Raw genomic sequence first — 18,536 nt, 5'->3', positions numbered from 1 at the left:
TGCGTCATGATTCGTCGCATGTCCAGATTCCGTCAGCAGGCGTTGCTGACCGGCTGCGTGCTGACCGCGCTGCTCACCGCGGCCGGGCTGTTCGTCACCGACCACGGCATCAACCCGCACCTGTGGCTGGTCGTGCTCGCGCTGGCGTTCCTGGGCTTGCTGGCACTGCTCGACCCGTGGGTCCGCCGCAGGCACAACGCCGAACTGAGCAGCGACGAGCACCTCGACGCGGCGTGCCGCGCGCTCGCCGTCGGTCTGCAGGCGCAGTGGAACGAGGAGGTCCGCTCCCGCGGCCTCACCGACCCGGACGTGCTCGACCTGCACTGGGTCGCGCCCGAGCTGGACGTGAGCGACGAGCCGGACGCGCCGCCCGGACGCAGCGACGCCGTGGTGGGCGCGTTCGAACGGCAGCTCCACCACCGCCTGGTGGTCATCGGCGAGGCGGGCAGCGGCAAGTCGACGGTCGCGATGCTGCTGACGTGCGGCCTGCTGGACCGCTACGACGGCGGCATGGTCCCGGTGCTGCTGCCGCTGTCGACGTGGAACCCGGCGGTCGAAGACGTCCGCACGTGGCTCACGCGCAGGCTGTACGAGGACCACCCGGCGCTGCGCAACACCGAGCTGTACGGCAGCTACGCCGGCGATCTGCTGGTCGAGCAGCACCTGGTCCTGCCGATCCTCGACGGGCTGGACGACATCCCCGCCCACCAGCGCGCGGACGCCCTCACCCGGATCACGAAGGCGTTCGGGAACCGGCCGCTGGTGCTGACCTGCCGCACCGACGAGTTCGCGCAGGCCGTCCACCTCGCCGGGCCGCTGCCGGGCGCGGACGTCGTCGAGCTGACCCCGCTCGACCTGGACGAGGTCGCCGCCTACCTGCGGGCGAGCGCCGACAGCTGGGGCGCGGCCCGCTGGGAGCCGGTGTTCATCCAGCTGCGCGAGGAACCGGACGGCAGGCTCGCGGACGCGCTCTCCACGCCGCTGACGATGTGGCTGGCCAGCATGGTCTACGCGGACAGCGAGGCCGAACCGACCGAGCTGCTCGACCGCGGCCGCTTCCCGGACGCGCGGGCGATCTCCGACCACCTCTGCGACGAACTGGTGTCGCGGGCGTTCGGCAACAGGGCGTTCGCGCACCACGCCAAGGCCTCGCAGGTCTGGCCGCGGGACAGGGCACGCAAGTGGCTCGAGTTCCTGGCCCACGAGATGCGCGACCGGGGCATCCGCGAACTGGCCTGGTGGGAGCTGCGCCGGTCGGTCGGCAGCACGTGGCTCGCGGTGCTCGGCGCGCTGGTGCTGGGCGCCATCGGCGGCTTCGGTGTCGGCTGGCTGATGGCGTACTCGATCACGCCGAAGCTGGCGCCGATCACCGGACTGGTCGCGGGCATCGGTGTCGGCGCGGCCGCGCTCACCGCGTCGCAGGAGCGCAAGACCAAGCCACGGCTGGGGATCTGGCGCAGCCTGCTGCTGGTGCCCGGTGTGCTCGGCCTCGCCGCCGGGCTCGTCTTCGGTGCCCTGTACGGACTTTCCGCGGGTCTCGTGGTCGGCCTCGGGCTCGCCGTGGCGATCGCGCTGCGGTTCGCGCTGTCGAGCGCGGCCGAGCTCTCCCAGGCCTCCAGTCCTCAGTGGACGATGGCGCGCGACCGGATCGCCGTGTGGACGGGTTCTCTCGTGCTGGCCGTGGTGTTCGGCTCGGCGGCCGCGCTGGTGTTCGGTCCAGGCCAGACCGGGATGGTCGGGCTGGGACTCGCGTCCGGCCTGATGCTCGGCTTCGCGCTCGCGGTGCTGCACCTGCGCTGGTGGTGGTTCACCGTCGCGCGGATCTGGCTGGCGCTGCGCGGAAAGCTGCCGTGGGAGCTGATGGTGTTCCTGGAGGACGCGCGCAAGCTCGGCGTGCTCTGCCGGGCGGGGGCCTGCTACCAGTTCCGGCACGGGCTGGTGCAGGACCGCCTGGCAGAGCACGAGGTCACTACTCGGTCCGCAGGCCAAGTGCTCCGGTCGCCCTTCTCAGCGAGGGCAACGTCAGAGCAGTGACCAGCACGACCAGCCCCACCGAGATGCCGGTGACGACGCCGATGCCCGTCCAGTCGTAGTGGACCTCGGCGTCGAACGCCTTCGTCACGAGCACGCCGAGCAGGATCCCGGTGCCGACCGACACGACCGTCGAGATCACCAGCGGGATCCCGTTCTGCCACACCAGCGACAACGCGAGCGTGCGGCGCGGCACGCCGCTGGCCGCCATCGAGGCGAGCGGACGCCGTCGTTCCCGCACCTGCTCCATGCCCACGACCAGCAGTGACGCGCCCGCGAGCAGCAACGTGAGCAACGCGGCCGCGTAGAGCGCCCTGCGCACCGCGAGGAACACCTGCTCGATCTCGGAGGTGCTGTCCTCGCCGTAGAAGATCGTGTGCACCCGCCACGAGTAGGGCGCGAGGGCGTTGCGCACGTGCTCCACGACGTCCGGCCGCGAGGTGTCCACCTCCGCCTGGAGTTCGGTGTGCGAGCCGGTCAGGTCGAGGCCCGCGGCGGCGGCCGGGGTGGCGTAGAGGCCGAAGAGGTTGCCGTTCGCGCGCTCCACCTCGGGCACCGTCCACGTCCCACCGGTCTTCGCGAAGGTGAGGGTGTCACCGGCCTTCGGGTCGCCGACGCCGTTGCCGGAAGCCACGAGGTAGACCTCGCCGTCCGCGCAGTCCGCGATGCGCACCACCAGTTCGAGTGCGGCGCACGTTCCCACCGAAACGGTGGTGTGGTCGTTGTCCTGCGTCATCCCGTACGTGCGCCGGAGGCTTTCCACCCCACGGACACCCGGCGTCCCGGCCAGCACGCCCGGCAACTCCGGCAGCGGGGTGGTCTCGTTCACCGTGATGGAAAGGGAGGGGTTGTCCCTCTCCCGCTGGTCCTCGGCCCTCACCTCGTTCTCGACGCTCGCGAGGGTCATCTGCAGCGTCACGGTGCCCGCGAGCACCACCGCCACCCCGCCGACGACCCGCGCCGCCGTGCCCGCGTCGAGCTGCAACCGGCGCACGGCCAGTTGCAACGCGGGCGTGGCGCCGCGCACCTGGTGGACGACCCGTTCGACGAGCCACGGCAGCAACGCGGGCACCGCGAACATGAGCAGGACGACACCGCCGACCACCGGCCACGACTCGGCCTTGCTGCCGTTCGCGAACTTGCCGAACTGGCTCCCCAGCAGTGCCACGCCGCCCAGCGCGGGGATGACCCGCCACCACAGCCTGCGCCGGACCGGCTTCTGCTCGCGCACGACGCCGAGCGGTTCGACGATCGTCCGCCGCATGGCGAACACCGAGGTCAGCACCGCCAGGACCGGCACGGAGACGATCACGACGAGCGTCAGCGGCAGAGTCGGGGTGAGGTCGCTCGGGAACGTCGCGACCTCGGGCAGCGGGATGTCGTCGGCGAGCGGCCTGATGGCGAACATCAGCCCGAACCCGATGAGGAGTCCCACCACCGCGCCCGCCAGCGCCTCCCCGGAGGCGATCAGCCTCACCCGGGACGCACCCGCTCCGACCAGCCGCAGGGCGGCCAGGCGGCGGTCGCGCTGAGCCGCCGCCAGCCTGGTCGCGACGCTCACGAAGACCAGCACGGGGAACAGCAGCACGACCGCGCCGACGATGCTCAGCATCAGCAGGACCGTCGGCAGCCCGCCGCCGCTGCCCTCCCTGCCGAACCCGTGGGCCTGGTTGCCGTCGTTCGGCTGGATCGTCGCGTCCCCCGCGAGGAACCGCAGGTCGAGCGGCCCGTCCATGCCCTCCGGGGCGAACGTGCCGATCACCTTCTGCGGGAATTTCGGCCGCAGCAGTGCGCCCTCGGGGCTCGCCAGCAGATCGGCGAGGTGCGGCGACACGATGATCTCGCCGTCGCCCGGCAGGCGGTCGACGCCGGGTGGCTTGGGCGCGTCCGGCACGAGCGCCCGCACGTACTCGCCCCGGACGTAGTCGGACCGGAACGCGACCGATCCGTTCTCCACCAGCAGCGGCGCGGGCCCGGTGCCCTCCTCCACGACCTCGCGGGCGTCGTCGCGCAGGTCGCGGTTGCCGAAGGCGGTCGGGATGGACGCGGCGAGCAGCAGCACCGCCACGCACATGCCGATGCCGGCCCCTTGGAGTGCGCGCCTCACCCAGGACTTCCGGCTGCCCCCGACAGCCAGCCGGACGCCCAGGGCGAGATCGCTCAGCACGCGCCTCACCTGACGAACTCCACGTCCCGCGAACGGCCGTCGCGCACCACGACCTCGCGGTCGGAGTAGGCGGCGACCCGCGCCTCGTGCGTCACGAGGACGACGGCCGCGCCGGTCTCCCTGGCCGCGGTCGTGAGCAGGTGCATGACCCGTTCGCCGTTCAGCGAGTCGAGCGCACCCGTCGGTTCGTCAGCGAAGACCACCTTCGGCGCCGTGACCAGCGCACGGGCGACCGCGACGCGCTGGCCCTGGCCGCCGGAGGTCTCGCCGGGACGCTGGTCCGCGACGGTGTCGACCTCGAGCCTCGCCATCCAGTCGCGGGAGGCGCGTTCGGCGTCCTTGCGCTTCATGCCGCTGAGCCGCAGCGGGAGAGCCACGTTCTCCAGGCACGTCAGCTCCGGCACGAGCTGGCCGAACTGGAAGACGAACCCGAACTCGGACCTGCGCAGCTCGCTGCGGGCGTTGTCCCTCATCGCGGTCAGGTCCTGGCCGCGGTAGGTGACCGTGCCCGAGTCCGGCGGGAGGATGCCCGCGAGGCAGTGCAGCAGGGTCGACTTGCCGGACCCGGACGGGCCCATGATGGCGACGACCTCGCCCTCGCGGATCGCGATGCCGGCGCCGTCCAGCGCGCTCGTCTTCCCGAACGACTTGTGCAGGCCCTCGGCGGACAGGAGCGTCGTCATCGGGCCACCTCCTCGGCGAGTGTGTCCAGGCGTGCCGCGGTCAGCTCGAGCCACCGCAGGTCGGCTTCGAGGTGGAACAGGGCGAAGTCGCAGATCAGCTGGTCGGCGAGGTCTCCGTCCAGCTTGCGCTTGGTGAGGCCGCGCATCGTCGCGAGGTGCGCCGCGCGCTGGGTGTCGAGCACCTCGGTCGCGCTGCGGCCGGACAGCAGGGCCAGCACGACCTTCGCGTAGAGCGTGTTCTGCAGGTACGGCTCGGGCTTCTCCGGCGTGCCGAGCCAGCGTTCCACGTCGGTGACCCCGGCGTCCGTGATCGCGTACCGCTTGCGCTCCGGACCGTCCCCCGCCTCGACGCCCGCCTCGCTCACGAGGCCGTTCTTCAGCAACCTCGACAGGGTCGAATACACCTGTCCGTAGTGCAACGGCCGGTCCTGCCCGAAACGCTCGTCATAGGCGCGCTTCAGGTCGTACCCGTGCCTTGGACCGCCTTCCAGCAGCCCCAACAGTGCGTGTCCGATCGACATGAGCACCACTATACACACCATGTATACACCGAGTGTATTCCTCGGACGGCCTGACGGCGACCGCCGTGACGCCTACAGTGGTGGGGTGACTGGTCTGACTGTCGGCTGGGATCACGACGTCGAACTGCTGCTCGACTTCCTGAACACTCGACACGTACTGGACAGTGAAGCCTCCTGGCGCGCGTGGGTAGCCGAGCGCGGCCTCGGGCGGAGCAGCGAAATCGCGCAGGCGCGCGCCGCTCGTGCGGCACTGCGGTCGTCCATCGAGGGTTCCTCGGGACCTCAGACGGCAGCGGGTGTCGTGCACATCGAGCTGACCGACGGCGTCCCGGTGCTGTCGAGCTCGGACGCGCTCGGCGCGGTGCTCGCCGCGTCCGCCCGCCTCGCGGTGCTGGGCTCGTGGGAACGCTTCAAGATCTGTCCGGCCGACGATTGCCAACGCGCGTTCTTCGACCGTTCCCGCAACCGCTCACGCACCTGGTGCTCGATGCAGGTGTGCGGCAACCGCGAGAAGGCGCGCACGTTCCGCAAGAGGACAAGAGCTCAGAACAGCACGTTGGCCACGGTGTAGATCACCAGGCCGGCGAGCGCGCCGACCACGGTCCCGTTGATCCGGATGAACTGCAGGTCCCTGCCGACCTGCAGTTCGATCTTGCGCGAGGTCTCCTCCGCGTCCCAGCGCTCGACCGTGTCCGTGATCAGCGTGGTGATCTCCGCGCGGTAGTTGCTCACGACGTACCCGGCGGCCTGCTCCAGCCAGCCGTCGACCTTGGCGCGCAGCTCGTCGTCGGTCGTCAGGTTGGTGCCGAGCGTGATCAGCCCCTGCGTGACCCGCTTGCGCAGCTCGCTCGACGGGTCCTCCGCGGCGTCGATGAGCATCTTCTTGGCCGTGCCCCAGGCGCTGCTGATCACCTTCTGCACGTCGGGGTGGTTGATCACCTGCTGCTTGACCTGCTCGGCCTTCTGCATGGTCGTCGGGTCGGTCTGCATGTCGCTCGAGAACTCGATCATGAACTGGTCGACCGCGAGCCGCATCGGGTGGTTGACGTCGGTCTTGACCGCCCACGCGAAGTTGACCAGCTCGGTGTAGACCTTGTCGCCGAGCATCGCGTCGACGAACTTCGGCGACCACGTGGGCGCCCGGTCCGTGACGATGAGGCTGACCTTGTCGTAGTTGTCGCGCACCCACTCGTAGGCGCGGTCGCACATGAGGTCGACGAGCTTGTGGTGCGCCCCGTCCGTCAGCACCTGTTCGAGCAGCTTGCCGAGCGGCGGCCCCCACGGCTTCTCCGTGACGCGCTTGACGATCGCCTGCTCGACGACGGCCTGGACCTCCTCGTCCTTGAGGACGGTGATCGCGCCCTTCAGCACGTTCGCGAGCTCGGTGGTGATCCGCTCGGCGTTCTCCGGCTGCTTGATCCACGCCCCGGCGCGCTCCGCGATGCCCGCCCGGCGGAGCTTGTCCTGCACCACCTCGGGGCTGAGGAAGTTGACGCCGACGAAGTCGCCGAGCGTCTGCCCGAACATGTTCTTGCGCTCGGGGATGATCGCGGTGTGCGGGATCGGCAGGCCGAGGGGGCGCCGGAACAGCGCCGTGACGGCGAACCAGTCGGCGAGCGCGCCGACCATGCCGGCCTCCGCGGCGGCCCGGACGTACCCGACCCAGGCGCCCTCGAAGAGGTGGGTGCCGAAGAAGATGACCGTCGCGCCTATCAGGAAGCTCGTCGCGACGAGCTTCATCTTGCGCAGTTCTGTGCGCTTCTGCTGGTCAGCGGCGGTCAGTTGCTCCACACGTCCATTGTCCGTCAACTTCCGGCTCGAGGGCCGATCTTGCTGGATCAGCTCTCCGGCGCATCTCGCTTCAGCCCACCGCCGGCTGCCGTGAACGAGCCGCGTCAACGACTCCTTCACCTGTCCGCACGGCCGGGTCACGTCGACAACAGCGGATTTCTCACATCCCGGTGGGGCGGACTTCCCTCAACCCGCGATCCAGGTGAAGATCCTGCGTTGTGCGGGTACCAGCGCTAGTTCCTCGTTTGCAGCCGTTCACGTCGACCATCTTCGCGGAGATGACGGCGCTGGCCGTGCAGCACGACGCCGTCAACCTCGGTCAGGGCTTCCCCGACACCGACGGGCCGGGGTCGATGCTCGCGGCGGCCCAGTCGGCCATCGCGTCGGGCGTGAACCAGTACCCGCCCGGCCCGGGCATGCCGGTGCTGCGCCGCGCCGTCGCCGCCCACCGTTCGCGGTACGGGCTCTCGTACGACCCGGACACCGAGGTGCTGGTGACGGTCGGTGCCACCGAGGCGATCGCCGCCTCGCTGCTGGCGCTGGTCGAGGCCGGTGACGAGGTCATCCTGATCGAGCCGTACTACGACTCGTACGCCGCCTCCGTGGCGATGGCCGGGGCGACGCGCGTGACCGTCGGCCTGCGCGAGGACGCCTCCGGGCGGCTCGCGCTGGACGTGGACGCCCTGCGTGCGGCCGTCACGCCGCGGACGCGGGCCATCCTCGTCAACTCGCCGCACAACCCGACCGGCACGGTCTTCCGCTTGGAGGAGCTCCAAGCGATCGCGGCCCTGTGCGTCGAGCACGACCTGCTCGCGATCACCGACGAGGTGTACGAGCACCTGGTGTTCGACGGGCTCGTCCACATCCCGCTGGCCTCGCTGCCGGGGATGGCGTCGCGGACGTTGTCGATCTCGGGCGCCGGCAAGACGTTCAACTGCACGGGCTGGAAGATCGGCTGGGCGTGCGGGCCCGCCGAGCTCGTCGGAGCCGTGCGTGCGGCCAAGCAGTTCATGACCTTCGTGGGCGGTGCGCCGTTCCAGCCCGCCGTGGCCCACGCCCTGACCGCCGAACTGGACTGGGTCACGTCCCTGCGCGACTCCCTCGCCTCGAAGCGGGCGCGTCTGGCCGAGGGCCTGCGTGCGGCCGGGTTCGAGGTTCGGTCGTCGGAGGGCACGTACTTCATCTGCGCCGACGTCCGGCCTCTCGGCTACACCGACGGCCTGGCGTTGTGCCGCGACCTGCCCGCCAAGATCGGCGTCGCGGCCGTGCCGGTCCAGGTGTTCACGGACACGCCCGAGCAGTGGAAGCACCTGATCCGCTTCGCGTTCTGCAAGCAGGACGCCGTGATCGACGAAGCTGTGGAGCGCCTCCACAAACTGTAGTTGTCCACAGGTGTGGATGAGTTTCTCCACAGCTGTGGACAACCCACTTTCGGGTGAGGTGTGGAGCCTCGGGCCCGGGGTTCGACTCCAAATGGCATGGACTCGAACACTGAGGTTCTCGTGGGGTGGCGTTCCGGCCTGCACGGCTGGGACGCCCTCGTCGAACGCTACTCCCGCCTCGTCTGGTCGGTGCCCAGATCGTTCCGGCTGAGCCAGGCCGACGCCGCCGACGTCTACCAGTGCACGTGGCTCTGCCTGGCCGAACAGCTCACCCGGCTCCGAGAACCCGAGCACCTCGGAGCGTGGCTGGTCCGTACCGCCACGCGGCAGTCGATCGCCGTGCTGCGCGTGCGCGGACGCGAGGTCTCGTACGACCTGTGGGAGCCCGCCTCCGTCCTGCCGGCCCCCGACGAGGTCGCGATCACCAACGACCGGCAGCGCCGCCTGTGGTCCGCGCTCATGACCTTGAACGAGCGGTGTCAGCGACTCCTGCGGATCGCCGCCCACAGCCCCGAACTGAGTTATGCACAGGTTGCCGACGCCCTGGGGATGAAGGTGGGGAGCGTTGGCTCCACGCGCACCCGCTGCCTCGCTGACCTGCGGCGGAAGCTGGAGGGCCTGCGATGAGGGACGCGCTGCTCGACGAGATCGCCTGCCTGTTCGGCTCGGACATCCCGCCGTCCGTCCCCACCCCGCGCCCGACCGGCCTCGCCCCGATGGAGGCTGTGGACGAACCGTTTCGCGGCCCGTCCCGGCAGCTCGCGTTCCACGTCGGCACCGGCCGCCTGCACCTCCAGGTCGACCCCGGCCACCTCACCGGCGTGCTGGACGGCACCACCACCCCTGTCGAGGTCCACTCGCCGACGTCGAAGACCACCCTCCAGCCGGACCCCGAAGGCTGGTTCCGCACAGCCGTCAAGCCCGGACCGGTGTGCGTGACCGTGCCCGGCCTGGGCCTCACGACGGGCTGGTTCGTCGCATGAGCGCCAGCGCCGATCCCCGGGCAACCATCGCGACGACCGAGGTCCGCGGCACGAAGGCACAACGCGCCGACGCGCTGCACGACCTCAGCGTCGCCCACGTCGAGCTCGGCCACCTCGATGTCGCCGCACGGGTCGCGCGGCGCGGGTTGCGGCTCACCGGGGAGGCGCGGTTCCACCTCACGCTCGCGTGGATCGACCTCGACCGGGGGCGGCGGAGGCAGAGCCTCCGGCACCTCGACGCGGCCACGCCGCACCTGCGGGGGCGCGAGCTGGCCAGGGCGAGGTGCCTGCGCGGGCTGCACCTCTGCCAGACGGCCGAGCCCAGGCTGGCCGTCGCCGAACTCACCGCGGTCATTAGAGAGCTGCGCCGGTACGGCGACGACCGGTGGCTGGCGAACGCGCTGATCGGGCGCGGGATCGCGCGGTGCGGCGCCATCAGGCTGGGTGCGGCCGAGGCCGACTTCGCCTCGGCGCAGACGCTGCTGCAGGCGATCGGGGAGCCGGGGCGCGCGGCGATGGCGCTGCACAACAGAGGGTTCGTCGCGATGCTCGCCGGCGACCTGCCGCTCGCACTCCGCCGGTACGAGGAGGCGGCGAAGGCCGGTCTCGACTCCACGAGCCGGCCCGAGGCGCTCGTGGACCGGGCCGAGGCGTTGCTCGCGGCCGGACTCACCACCGAGGCGCGACGCGTGCTCGCTCCCGCGATGGAGTTGCTGCGCCGGTGCAACCGGCACGTGCCCGAGCTGGCCGTGTTGAGCGCGCGGTGTGCGTTGCGCGACGGGGATCCCGAGCCCGCGCGGAGGCTGGGCGGCACCGACGTCGAGTTCATGCTCGCCGCCGGAGAGCTCGACGCCGTTGCGGCGCACCGGTTCCGCGGGCCGGCGCAGACGCGGGCGCTCGGGTGGCTCGCGCAGGCCCGCCGGTCGGATCGTCGCGGCGCGCTGGCGGCCTGCCGGGCCGGGCTCAAGGTGCTCGACGAGCACCACGGCGACTGGCCGCGCCGCGAGCTGACCGGGCACGCGCTCGAACTCGCCCGGACCGCGCGAGAAGTCCTGCACTGGTCGGAGCAGCACCGCCGCAGGGTGTCGTTGCCTCCCAACGATCCTGAGCTCGCACAAGCGCTCGCACGCCTGCGCCGGGCACGCGCGTACGGGCTACCGGTCGAGGCGCTGGAACGGGACGTCCGCCGGCTCACCCTCGCCTCCGCGCCGCGCTCCGGCGACTCGCCCGCGACGCCCGATCTGCCGCTGGTCAGCTTCGTCTTCCACAAAGGACGGATGCGGGCCGTGACGGTCGAGAACGGACGCGCGAGCCTCGGCGAGGTGGAGGACCCGGCACGGCTGGTGCGGGAGGCGAGACTGGCGGTCGCCGCCGGACGGCCGGTCCCCGGTCTCCTCCCCGACGCCGAAGAGGTGGTCGTGATCCCGGACGGCGTGCTCCACGAGATGCCGTGGGCGGCACTGGGTCAGCGGGTCCACGTCCTCCCGTCGCTGCGGCACTGGCGACCGGCGACCAGAGGGGGTCACCGGATGTGGGTGACCGGACCGGGCGTCCGCAGTGAAGTCCCCGCACTCCAACGAGAACACGGCGGCACGGTCGTCAAGTCCACTGTGGAGGCGACGCTCGCGGGCATGGAAGGCGCGAAGATCGCGCACATCGCGGCGCACGGGCACGTCCACTCCGGCAACCCGCTCTTCTCGCACCTCGACCTCGGTGACGGCCCGCTCTACGGCTACGACGTCGCGCGGCTCGGGAACCCACCGGAGGTCGTCGTGCTGTCCGCCTGCGAGTCCGGGCTCGCCCGGGCCTTCCTCGACGCCGGCACCAGGACCGTGATCGCCAGCGTCCTGCCGGTACCCGACGCGCGGGTCGGCGAGGCCATGGCCGAGGTGCACCGCCGGATCGACCACCCCGCGGAGGCGGCGAGGGCCGTCGCCCACCTCGGGTTCAGCTGTTACGGCACCGGCACCAGGGTGGCGGCGTGCAGCGCGGCGGCGAAGGAGGTGCCCGTGCAGAGGAGCTGCGAGGAGCCGACGGTGGCCGGCACGTCGACGCCGGACGCGACCACGTCCACCCACGGGCCACGTCCCGAGAAGCCGGCCGGAGCACCCACCGCCGTCACCGCGGGCAGGGCCGCGGGCCACCAGGGGCGGTCGGAACCGCCGTTGCCCGCCGCGGCCACGACGTTGCCGCCGCACGAGGCCAGCACCGGCGGGCAGAGGTCGTCGAAGGAGTAGGTGCCCGAGGCCACCAGCACCACCGGCAGGTCGCGGGTCGCGCGCAGGGCGGCGGCGAGCGTCAGGTCGTCGCCGAAGCCGGCGGCGCACAGCACGGGGAACGGGCGGACCGAGGCGCCGTGGTGGCGGAGCACGCCCGCGACCAACTCGCCGTGCGGGGCGTCGAGAGGAGTGTCGAGCAACGCGACCGTGCCCTCGCCCAACAACTCGGGGATCCGCTCGCCGTCCACCGGCCGGGAGGTGCCGATCATGATCGGGCACGAGAAGTGGACGTGGTTGGGAGTGGCACCGACGTCCGCCGCGATCTCCACGACCCGTTCACGTTCGGACGATTTCAGGTGCATGCGAATGGCGCCGGAGGCGATCTCCTCGTGCGAGTAGACGCCGCGCAAGCGCTTGCGCACAGTGGGTGCATCCGTTGGCAGCACGATCAGTTCCCCCGAACGGACCAAGCACTCGTTCGGTCCCGCTCGATCGTGCACCACGACCGGACCGAGCGCCGCGGAGGCGTGATCGGCCAGCTCAGAGAGGCTGTTGACCTGCTTGGGCGCGTCCACATCGGACACCATCCCGCGCCGCGACACGGTCCACACGGGACCGAAGCGCAATGTCACTCGATCCGATGACGACACTGAGGGTGTTCGTGCCTGATCAGGCGGACACGGACAGCCGCACAAGACCGCCCTTCCGGGTGTTTAACGCCGAGTTGGTTCACGAAGTCACCCTCCGGTGCTAGACATAGCTCTACGTCGACCTCCGACGGCGCTGTGCGTTGAGGGTGAGCCTGAAACGGTGGACGGGTGGTGATCCTGTGGCTAGTGGTGGAGTTCGTGCACTGCTGCTGCGGACCGCTGCCCTCGGCGGCTTCACCGCCGCCGCCTGGCTGCTGAGCGGGACGTCCGCGGCCGCCAGCCCGGAAGAGCCCCCTGCCGTCGAGATCACCGCCGAGACCACCGCCTCCGAGGCCCCGCAGCTGCGGGAGGACCCGGCCGGGTGGGCGGAGGCGTTCACCGCGTCCGTCCTCGAGAAGCACCAGGCGGCGAGGCTCGTGCCACCGCCCGCCGTGACGCGACCCGCCGAGGAGCCCGCCCACGAGGAGCCCGCGGACGAGGAGCCCGCGGACGAGGGCCCGGTCCTCGACTTCACCGGTGGCTCGCAGGGCAACAGCCGCTCGGGCTCCGTCACCAACGAGGCGCCTCCCGAGGTCGTCGCCGCCAAGGCCCAGATCCGCGCCGCCAAGGTCGCCGCGAAGCTCGCGGCCGAGGCACCCCCGCCCCCTCCGCCGCCGCCGCCCGCACCGCCCGTCGTGGTGCCCAAGCAGGCCGTGCCCCTTTTGCCCGATCTTCCGGTGCCCACTCCCGTGAAGACCGAACCCGCGCCGGCGAACGACTACAACTGGTCGGCTCCCGGCCCGGACGCGCCGCTGCCCACCCCGCAGCCCGCACCCGCGGTCGCGACGGCCTCCGTGTCGTCCGGCCACACCGACAACTCCGGCGGCACGCGCGGCGTGCTCGCCGTCCTGACGTCGCACAACTCGCTCTTCCCGCCCACCACGTGGTCGGTCGAGGAGCGTCGCGACGGCACTGCGCCCGGCAGCATTCCGGGCCTTCCCGCAACGTCACCCGACTGAGTCCGACAGGACAAGTCTGCCCTCTGCGCGATTTGTGACCCTCTCGTGGCGTCGCGCCAGTAACTCCGCAAGACATTTCCCGTTGTACGCAAGGAACCCAGTCTTCCTGACCTGCCAACCGCGCCCTGGCAGGTCGGGTCTGGTCCGAGAGCCGCGCTGCCCCCGCAGCCTCGGACCGCACGGGAAACCTGCGGACGGGGGACGTCAATCCCTGGGACGTTCCCCGGCCGCAGGCCACCCGGTTTGTTGGTTCGTCGGCCCGGTCTCCACCGCTGCGGGAGACCGGGCCGACGTGTCTCACGCGACCGGCAGCGACAGGTCGGCGTCCGCCGGAAATCCTGTTCCTGCAACGGATGCAGCCACCACACCCAAACGGCCGATCGCTTCGCGCAGCACTTCGGGCGACTGCGTGTACGGCACTCGGAGCATCTGCTCGCAGCCCCCGTGCACCGCGAAGCGAGGACCGGGGACGAGCCGCAGGCCGTGGTTCTGCGCCACCACCGCGATGCGCGTGCTCACCGGGCCGTCGAGGGCGCACCACACCCCGAGCCCTCCGGCCGGCACCAAGAAATTCCACTGTGGACAGTTTTCGCGCAACGCCGTGACCGCCACGTCCCGCTGTTCGAGAGCCTCCGCCCGCCGCTGCCGCAGCACGCTCTCCGGCGACTCCAGCAACGCGGCGAGCACGAGCTGCTCGAACACCGGCGTGCCGAGGTCGATCGCCGCCCGCGTCGACAGCAACCGGTGCACCACCTCCGCGGACGCCCTGATCCACCCGATCCGCAGGCCGCCCCAGTGCGACTTGCTCGCGGACCCCAGCGTCACCACCGAATCCCCGCCGAACGCGGCCATCGGCAAAGGCGCAGGTGAGTCGTCCAGCGCGAGCTCCACCAAGGTCTCGTCGACGACCAGCGGCGTGCGCGCCCGGCGGAGCACGGCGGCGAGCGACTCCCGCGCCTCGGACGACATCCGCAGTCCGGTCGGGTTCTGGAAGTCCGGGATCAGGTAGGCCAACCGGGGTCCCGCCTGGCGCAACGCGGCCTCGAAACCGTCGAGGTCCCAGCCGCCGGCGAGCATCGGCACGGGCACCGGGATGCCGAACGACGCCCGCACCGCCTCCAGCGCGTTGGGGTAGCTCGGCTGCTCCACCAGCACCCGGTCGCCGGGCCCGACGAAGAGCCTCAGCACCAGTGCCCACGCGTGCTGCGCACCGGACGTCACCACGATCTGGTCGGGGGACGTCGGCAGGCCGCGCGCCGTGTAGCGGTCCGCGATCCGTTGCCGCAGCACCGGAAGACCCCGTTCGTCGTACCCGTGCGACGCGAGGTGCTCCGGCATCTGGCCCATCGCGACGTCCATGGCCAGCCGCACGGACGGCAACGCGGGCGGCGCGGCCCGGGACAGGTCGATCAGCGTGTCGTCCGCGCCGGTGATGCCACCGCCGGAGCCCACCGGTCCGTTGATCCACGACCCGGCGCCGCGCCGCGACTCCACCACGCCCTCGGCGCGCAGCAGGTCCAGTGCCGCGGTGATCGTGGTGCGGCTCACGGGCAGCGCGTCCGTGAGCTCGCGCTCGGACGGCAACCGGGTCCCGACGGGCAGCCGTCCGTCCGCGACCAGCAGTTTCAGCGCCGCGACGAGATCAACGACGCACTGCCGGGGCCCGCCACGACGCCATTCGCCGAGCAACCGGGCGAGCCTGGGGCCCGATATACGTCCACCTGGTGGGAGCATGAGGCCAATTATGACGAATTGGCTATGGATTACCAGGCCAATCGGAGCGCAACATGGCCACATGGCCTCCATGACCGCACTCCACCAGGTCTCCGTCCGGATCGCACCCGCCCGTCGCCTCCCGCAGCTCGCCGCAGGTCTGTGGCTCTACGGCGCGAGCATGGCGTTGCAGATCCGCGCGACGCTCGGCCTGAACCCGTGGGACGTGCTGCACGAGGGCCTCACCAAGCTCACCGGGCTGAGCTTCGGCCTGATCACCGCGATCGCCGGCGTCCTGGTGCTGCTGGCCTGGATCCCGCTGAGGCAGAAGCCCGGTATCGGCACGATCGCGAACGTCGTGGTCATCGCCGTCGCCGTCGACGTGACGCTCGCGATCCTGCCCGCGCCGCAGGGACTACTGCCGAGAATCGTGTTCCTGACCCTCGGCATCGTGCTCAACGCCGTCGCGTTCGCCGCGTACGTCGGCTCGCGGCTCGGACCGGGCCCGCGCGACGGACTGGTGACCGGGTTCTGCCGCCGCACGGGCGTCTCGCTGCGCGTGACGAGGACCGTGCTCGAGCTGATCGTGCTCGGCACCGGCTGGCTGCTCGGTGGCACGGTCGGCATCGGCACGGTCCTCTACGCGCTCGGGATCGGCCCGCTCGCGCAGCTGTTCCTGCCCGCGCTCACGTGGCGCGAGCGCTCGCGGCCCGCTTGCGGATCTCCCCGTACGTGACGTCCCGCTCGTTCAGCACCTCGGCCACGATTCCCTTGCCCTGCAACAACGCCAGCAGGATGTGTTCCACACCGAGGTAGTTGTGGCCGAGGTCGCGCGCCTCGCGCAACGAGTTCTCCAGCACCTTCTTGAAGTCCGCCTCCAGCGGCATGCCGAACCACCGCCGGCGCGGGCCGGGCCGCAGCACGCCCTTGCCGAGCGACTGCTCGGCCGACTCGATCACCGCGTCGACGTCGATTCCCAAGCCGCGCAACGCATCCGTGTCGGCCTTGGTCAGCCCGCCCTTGCGCCGGTAGTCCCGGAACGCCGTCTCCAACTCGTCGCGCGGCAGGTCGAACCCGGCCAGCACCGGCGCGTCGAGCAACGCGAGCATCAGGTGTTCCACGCCGACCTCGGCCGCGTGGACCTCCTCCGCCTCCCGCACGGCGGCCTTGACCGCCTCACGGGCCTCCCTGGTGAACCGCTCCGCGATCATCATCGCCCCCCGTGCTTCTTGTGCACCGCTTGGCGGGACACCCCGAGTTCCGCCGCGATGTCCTGCCACGACCAGCCCTTGGCCCGCGCACTGCGGACCTGGGCGGCCTCCAGATGTTCCAGCAGTCGCCGCAACGCCCCGACGGCCCGCAACCCCACCTTCGGGTCGTGGTCCCCGGCCGCCGTGGCGAGATCCGTTGCTTCCGTCATGCTGTCAACTTACGTTGACAATCAGGATTCGTCAACCAAGGTTGACACGTACGGTGGATCCGTGAAGATCGAGACCGCTGAGCAGGGGGCTCCGGGCCGGGTCACCGAGGACCGGATCAGGGTGCTGCCGAACGCCGTCGTCGTGCTGGACGGCGTGACCTCGCGAACCAGACCTCCGAACCGCAACGGCGGTTGGTACGCAACGGAACTGGCCGACGAACTGGCTCGGTCGATCAACACCACCGACCCGCTGACCGACCTGCTGTCCCGGGCCATCACCACCCTCGCCGAGGCGCACGGCCTGGTCCCCGGCGACTCCCCCTCGTCCACCGCGGCGATCGTGCGCTGGAACGACGAGACGATCGACGCCCTCGTCCTGTGCGACACCCCGGTCGTCGCGTTCGGACAGTCCACTCAAGTGCTCGAGGACACGAGGCTCGAGGACCTGCGGCCAGACCCGAACATCCTCCGGTGGAAGAACAAGCCCGGCGGCTACTGGGTCGCGGAGGCCGATCCCGTGGCGGGACAGCAGGCCCTGACCGCGTCCTGGCGGCGCGACGAGGTGACGAATGTGATCGCTCTCACGGACGGCGTCTCGTGCGGGGTCTCCGAGTACGGGCTCTTCGCGTGGGAGGACCTGTTGCGAATGCCGCTGGGTGAAGTCCTCGACCGAATCCGGGAAGCGGAGCGCGGTGATTCGGAACACGAGCGCTGGCCGCGCTACAAAACGCACGACGACCAGGCGATCGCGCGAATCAGCTTCACCGCATAACGAAAGAAGCCCCGCAGCGAGTGCTGCAGGGCTTCTTTCCAAGAAGGATGGCCAGGGGCGGGGTCGAACCGCCGACCTACCGCTTTTCAGGCGGTCGCTCGTACCAACTGAGCTACCTGGCCATGAGAGAGAAAAGCGACCCAGACGGGACTCGAACCCGCGACCTTCGCCGTGACAGGGCGACGCGCTAACCAACTGCGCCACTGGGCCTTGCTTGTTGCTGGTCTTACCGTACTGCAAGAACTGTACTGCATGTTACTGCGTGCCCCCAACGGGATTCGAACCCGCGCGACCGCCTTGAAAGGGCGGGATCCTAGGCCGCTAGATGATGGGGACTAGCTGGTCTCTGGAAGCATCGTAAGCATATGCCATAGGTCCGCGCACCTCCAAAACGGGGGTCCTACTTATGCGCTGACCTGCTCAAACCCGCTTCAGGGCCGGATCGGCCAGATCAACAAATGCCTGTTCAGGGCACTTCGGGCCGTTCACGGGCCTTCAGACCCGGTTTGTGATCCAGACAACTTCCACTCCGGAGCCGCGACGCAGGGCAGCACGTGCGCCAGAACCTCGCGGATCCGTGCCGGGAAGTCGGTGCACGCCGTCGTCGCCGAGGAGATCAACCGGGAACCGAGGGCGGCACTGCACAACGTCCGCGCCACGGCTTCGGGATCCGCGCCGGCGCGCAGGTGGCCGCGCTCGCCCGCCTCGGCCACGTAGGTGGCGACGAGCTTCTCCCACAGGACGTGCGAACTCGGCACTCCCGGATACCCGACCTCGCGGTCGGCGTTGAGCCGCACGCCCGCGCGCAGCACGACGTCGGCGGCGATCCGGTCGGCCGACTCGGTGAACATGCCGTGCAGGGTGCTCAACGGGTCGAGCCCGCGCAGCCGCCACGACTCCCGGAGCCCGGTCCACAGCTCGCTCTGCCGCTCGACCAGTGCGTCCGCCACCGCTTCCTTGGAGGGGAAGTGGAAGTAGAAGGCGCCCTTGGTGAGTCCGGCGCGCGCGAGCACGGCGGTCAGCGACGTGCGCTCGTAGCCGAGCCGGTCGAACTCCTCCGCCGCGGCGTGGAGTATCGCCTCGCGTGTCGCGTACGCCCGGTCCTGCTGGGGCATGGGCCAAGGTTAGCCGTTGCCGCGAAAGAGACCCGTGGGTATGTTTCGGCCTGCGGCCCTGTTCTGCGGACGCGCTCCGGGGGGTGCGCGT

The 18,536-nt window shown here is 70.8% G+C and carries 17 protein-coding genes and 3 tRNA genes; 9 read left to right on the top strand and 11 right to left on the bottom strand.

All coding sequences use genetic code 11. The annotated features are described in order from the left end of the window. Window positions 1–18 precede the first annotated feature (18 nt). Window positions 19–2,034, top strand: coding sequence for an NACHT domain-containing NTPase (locus tag ND450_RS34640; protein ID WP_253322489.1), 2,016 nt, complete (start codon window positions 19–21; stop codon window positions 2,032–2,034). On the opposite strand, the gene ND450_RS34635 is transcribed toward ND450_RS34640, so the two are convergent. The 3 genes from ND450_RS34635 to ND450_RS34625 are packed head-to-tail and all read right to left on the bottom strand — an operon-like array spanning window position 1,970 to window position 5,402. Continuing rightward, entirely contained in the window at window positions 1,970–4,198 is a 2,229-nt protein-coding gene (locus tag ND450_RS34635) for an FtsX-like permease family protein (RefSeq protein WP_253322488.1), read from the bottom strand. The two genes, ND450_RS34640 and ND450_RS34635, sit on opposite strands and share 65 nt — an antisense overlap. Before the next feature lie 5 nt (window positions 4,199–4,203). Further along, window positions 4,204–4,881 carry an ABC transporter ATP-binding protein gene (locus ND450_RS34630; RefSeq protein ID WP_253322487.1) on the bottom strand — a complete coding sequence of 226 codons (678 nt, stop codon included), beginning with the start codon at window positions 4,879–4,881 and terminating at the stop codon, window positions 4,204–4,206. Beyond that, window positions 4,878–5,402: a PadR family transcriptional regulator gene (locus ND450_RS34625; protein WP_253322486.1), complete on the bottom strand. Its 525-nt coding sequence runs from the start codon at window positions 5,400–5,402 to the stop codon at window positions 4,878–4,880. The genes ND450_RS34630 and ND450_RS34625 overlap by 4 nt, the downstream gene beginning before the upstream one ends. Window positions 5,403–5,487: 85 nt before the next feature. Between ND450_RS34625 and ND450_RS34620 the strand changes: the two genes are divergently transcribed. After that, window positions 5,488–5,973, top strand: a complete 486-nt coding sequence (locus ND450_RS34620; RefSeq protein ID WP_245786286.1) for a CGNR zinc finger domain-containing protein — start codon at window positions 5,488–5,490, stop codon at window positions 5,971–5,973. On the opposite strand, the gene ND450_RS34615 is transcribed toward ND450_RS34620, so the two are convergent. After that, window positions 5,946–7,142 carry a DUF445 domain-containing protein gene (locus tag ND450_RS34615; protein WP_245786298.1) on the bottom strand — a complete coding sequence of 399 codons (1,197 nt, stop codon included), beginning with the start codon at window positions 7,140–7,142 and terminating at the stop codon, window positions 5,946–5,948. The two genes, ND450_RS34620 and ND450_RS34615, sit on opposite strands and share 28 nt — an antisense overlap. A 269-nt stretch (window positions 7,143–7,411) precedes the next feature. Here ND450_RS34615 and ND450_RS34610 point away from each other — a divergent pair, with 269 nt between their 5' ends. From ND450_RS34610 to ND450_RS34590, 5 genes are all read left to right on the top strand, one after another. Continuing rightward, window positions 7,412–8,575 carry a pyridoxal phosphate-dependent aminotransferase gene (locus ND450_RS34610; RefSeq protein ID WP_253322485.1) on the top strand — a complete coding sequence of 388 codons (1,164 nt, stop codon included), beginning with the start codon at window positions 7,412–7,414 and terminating at the stop codon, window positions 8,573–8,575. A gap of 96 nt (window positions 8,576–8,671) precedes the next feature. Then, the gene (locus tag ND450_RS34605) at window positions 8,672–9,202 is read left to right on the top strand and encodes an RNA polymerase sigma factor (RefSeq protein WP_253322484.1); all 531 of its coding nucleotides are present in this window, start codon (window positions 8,672–8,674) and stop codon (window positions 9,200–9,202) included. Next, entirely contained in the window at window positions 9,199–9,558 is a 360-nt protein-coding gene (locus ND450_RS34600; protein WP_253322483.1) for a hypothetical protein, read from the top strand. Before ND450_RS34605 ends, ND450_RS34600 begins: the two co-directional genes overlap by 4 nt. Further along, entirely contained in the window at window positions 9,555–11,795 is a 2,241-nt protein-coding gene (locus ND450_RS34595) for a CHAT domain-containing protein (protein ID WP_253322482.1), read from the top strand. Before ND450_RS34600 ends, ND450_RS34595 begins: the two co-directional genes overlap by 4 nt. A gap of 811 nt (window positions 11,796–12,606) precedes the next feature. Next, window positions 12,607–13,425 (top strand): hypothetical protein, encoded by an 819-nt coding sequence (locus ND450_RS34590; protein WP_253322481.1) that lies wholly within the window; start codon window positions 12,607–12,609, stop codon window positions 13,423–13,425. Between the two features lie 297 nt (window positions 13,426–13,722). On the opposite strand, the gene ND450_RS34585 is transcribed toward ND450_RS34590, so the two are convergent. Then, a complete protein-coding gene (locus ND450_RS34585; protein ID WP_253322480.1) occupies window positions 13,723–15,159 on the bottom strand; it encodes a PLP-dependent aminotransferase family protein in 1,437 nt (478 codons plus the stop codon). Window positions 15,160–15,220: 61 nt separating this feature from the next. On the opposite strand from ND450_RS34585, the gene ND450_RS34580 reads away from it, so the two are divergent. Then, a complete protein-coding gene (locus ND450_RS34580) occupies window positions 15,221–15,874 on the top strand; it encodes a YitT family protein (protein WP_253322479.1) in 654 nt (217 codons plus the stop codon). Here ND450_RS34580 and ND450_RS34575 read toward each other — a convergent pair. Continuing rightward, window positions 15,825–16,352 carry a Clp protease N-terminal domain-containing protein gene (locus ND450_RS34575; RefSeq protein WP_253322478.1) on the bottom strand — a complete coding sequence of 176 codons (528 nt, stop codon included), beginning with the start codon at window positions 16,350–16,352 and terminating at the stop codon, window positions 15,825–15,827. The two genes, ND450_RS34580 and ND450_RS34575, sit on opposite strands and share 50 nt — an antisense overlap. Beyond that, window positions 16,349–16,558 (bottom strand): helix-turn-helix domain-containing protein, encoded by a 210-nt coding sequence (locus tag ND450_RS34570; protein WP_089918904.1) that lies wholly within the window; start codon window positions 16,556–16,558, stop codon window positions 16,349–16,351. Before ND450_RS34570 ends, ND450_RS34575 begins: the two co-directional genes overlap by 4 nt. 61 nt (window positions 16,559–16,619) lie before the next feature. On the opposite strand from ND450_RS34570, the gene ND450_RS34565 reads away from it, so the two are divergent. Continuing rightward, entirely contained in the window at window positions 16,620–17,330 is a 711-nt protein-coding gene (locus ND450_RS34565; RefSeq protein ID WP_253322477.1) for a protein phosphatase 2C domain-containing protein, read from the top strand. 48 nt (window positions 17,331–17,378) lie between these two features. On the opposite strand, the gene ND450_RS34560 is transcribed toward ND450_RS34565, so the two are convergent. The 4 genes from ND450_RS34560 to ND450_RS34545 all read right to left on the bottom strand — a co-directional run bounded on the left by ND450_RS34560 (window position 17,379) and on the right by ND450_RS34545 (window position 18,445). After that, a tRNA-Phe gene (locus ND450_RS34560) sits at window positions 17,379–17,452 on the bottom strand. Between the two features lie 14 nt (window positions 17,453–17,466). Continuing rightward, window positions 17,467–17,540, bottom strand: a tRNA-Asp gene (locus ND450_RS34555). A gap of 53 nt (window positions 17,541–17,593) precedes the next feature. Beyond that, window positions 17,594–17,666: transfer RNA gene (locus ND450_RS34550), tRNA-Glu, on the bottom strand. Between the two features lie 149 nt (window positions 17,667–17,815). Then, window positions 17,816–18,445, bottom strand: coding sequence for a ScbR family autoregulator-binding transcription factor (locus ND450_RS34545; RefSeq protein ID WP_253322476.1), 630 nt, complete (start codon window positions 18,443–18,445; stop codon window positions 17,816–17,818). Window positions 18,446–18,536: the final 91 nt, after the last annotated feature.

It is taken from the genome of Lentzea sp. HUAS12 (assembly GCF_024125735.1).
Taxonomy (GTDB): Bacteria; Actinomycetota; Actinomycetes; order Mycobacteriales; family Pseudonocardiaceae; genus Lentzea; species Lentzea albida.
This window is presented reverse-complemented; position numbering and strand designations above follow the sequence as displayed.

Coding starts and splice junctions, on each gene's coding strand:
- ND450_RS34640 (WP_253322489.1), top strand. CDS start 19: ATGTCCAGATTCCGTCAGCAGGCGTTGCTGACCGGCTGCGTGCTGACC.
- ND450_RS34630 (WP_253322487.1), bottom strand. CDS start 4,881: ATGACGACGCTCCTGTCCGCCGAGGGCCTGCACAAGTCGTTCGGGAAG.
- ND450_RS34625 (WP_253322486.1), bottom strand. CDS start 5,402: ATGTCGATCGGACACGCACTGTTGGGGCTGCTGGAAGGCGGTCCAAGG.
- ND450_RS34615 (WP_245786298.1), bottom strand. CDS start 7,142: ATGAAGCTCGTCGCGACGAGCTTCCTGATAGGCGCGACGGTCATCTTC.
- ND450_RS34605 (WP_253322484.1), top strand. CDS start 8,672: ATGGACTCGAACACTGAGGTTCTCGTGGGGTGGCGTTCCGGCCTGCAC.
- ND450_RS34600 (WP_253322483.1), top strand. CDS start 9,199: ATGAGGGACGCGCTGCTCGACGAGATCGCCTGCCTGTTCGGCTCGGAC.
- ND450_RS34595 (WP_253322482.1), top strand. CDS start 9,555: ATGAGCGCCAGCGCCGATCCCCGGGCAACCATCGCGACGACCGAGGTC.
- ND450_RS34585 (WP_253322480.1), bottom strand. CDS start 15,159: ATGCTCCCACCAGGTGGACGTATATCGGGCCCCAGGCTCGCCCGGTTG.
- ND450_RS34580 (WP_253322479.1), top strand. CDS start 15,221: ATGGCCTCCATGACCGCACTCCACCAGGTCTCCGTCCGGATCGCACCC.
- ND450_RS34575 (WP_253322478.1), bottom strand. CDS start 16,352: ATGATGATCGCGGAGCGGTTCACCAGGGAGGCCCGTGAGGCGGTCAAG.
- ND450_RS34570 (WP_089918904.1), bottom strand. CDS start 16,558: ATGACGGAAGCAACGGATCTCGCCACGGCGGCCGGGGACCACGACCCG.
- ND450_RS34545 (WP_253322476.1), bottom strand. CDS start 18,445: ATGCCCCAGCAGGACCGGGCGTACGCGACACGCGAGGCGATACTCCAC.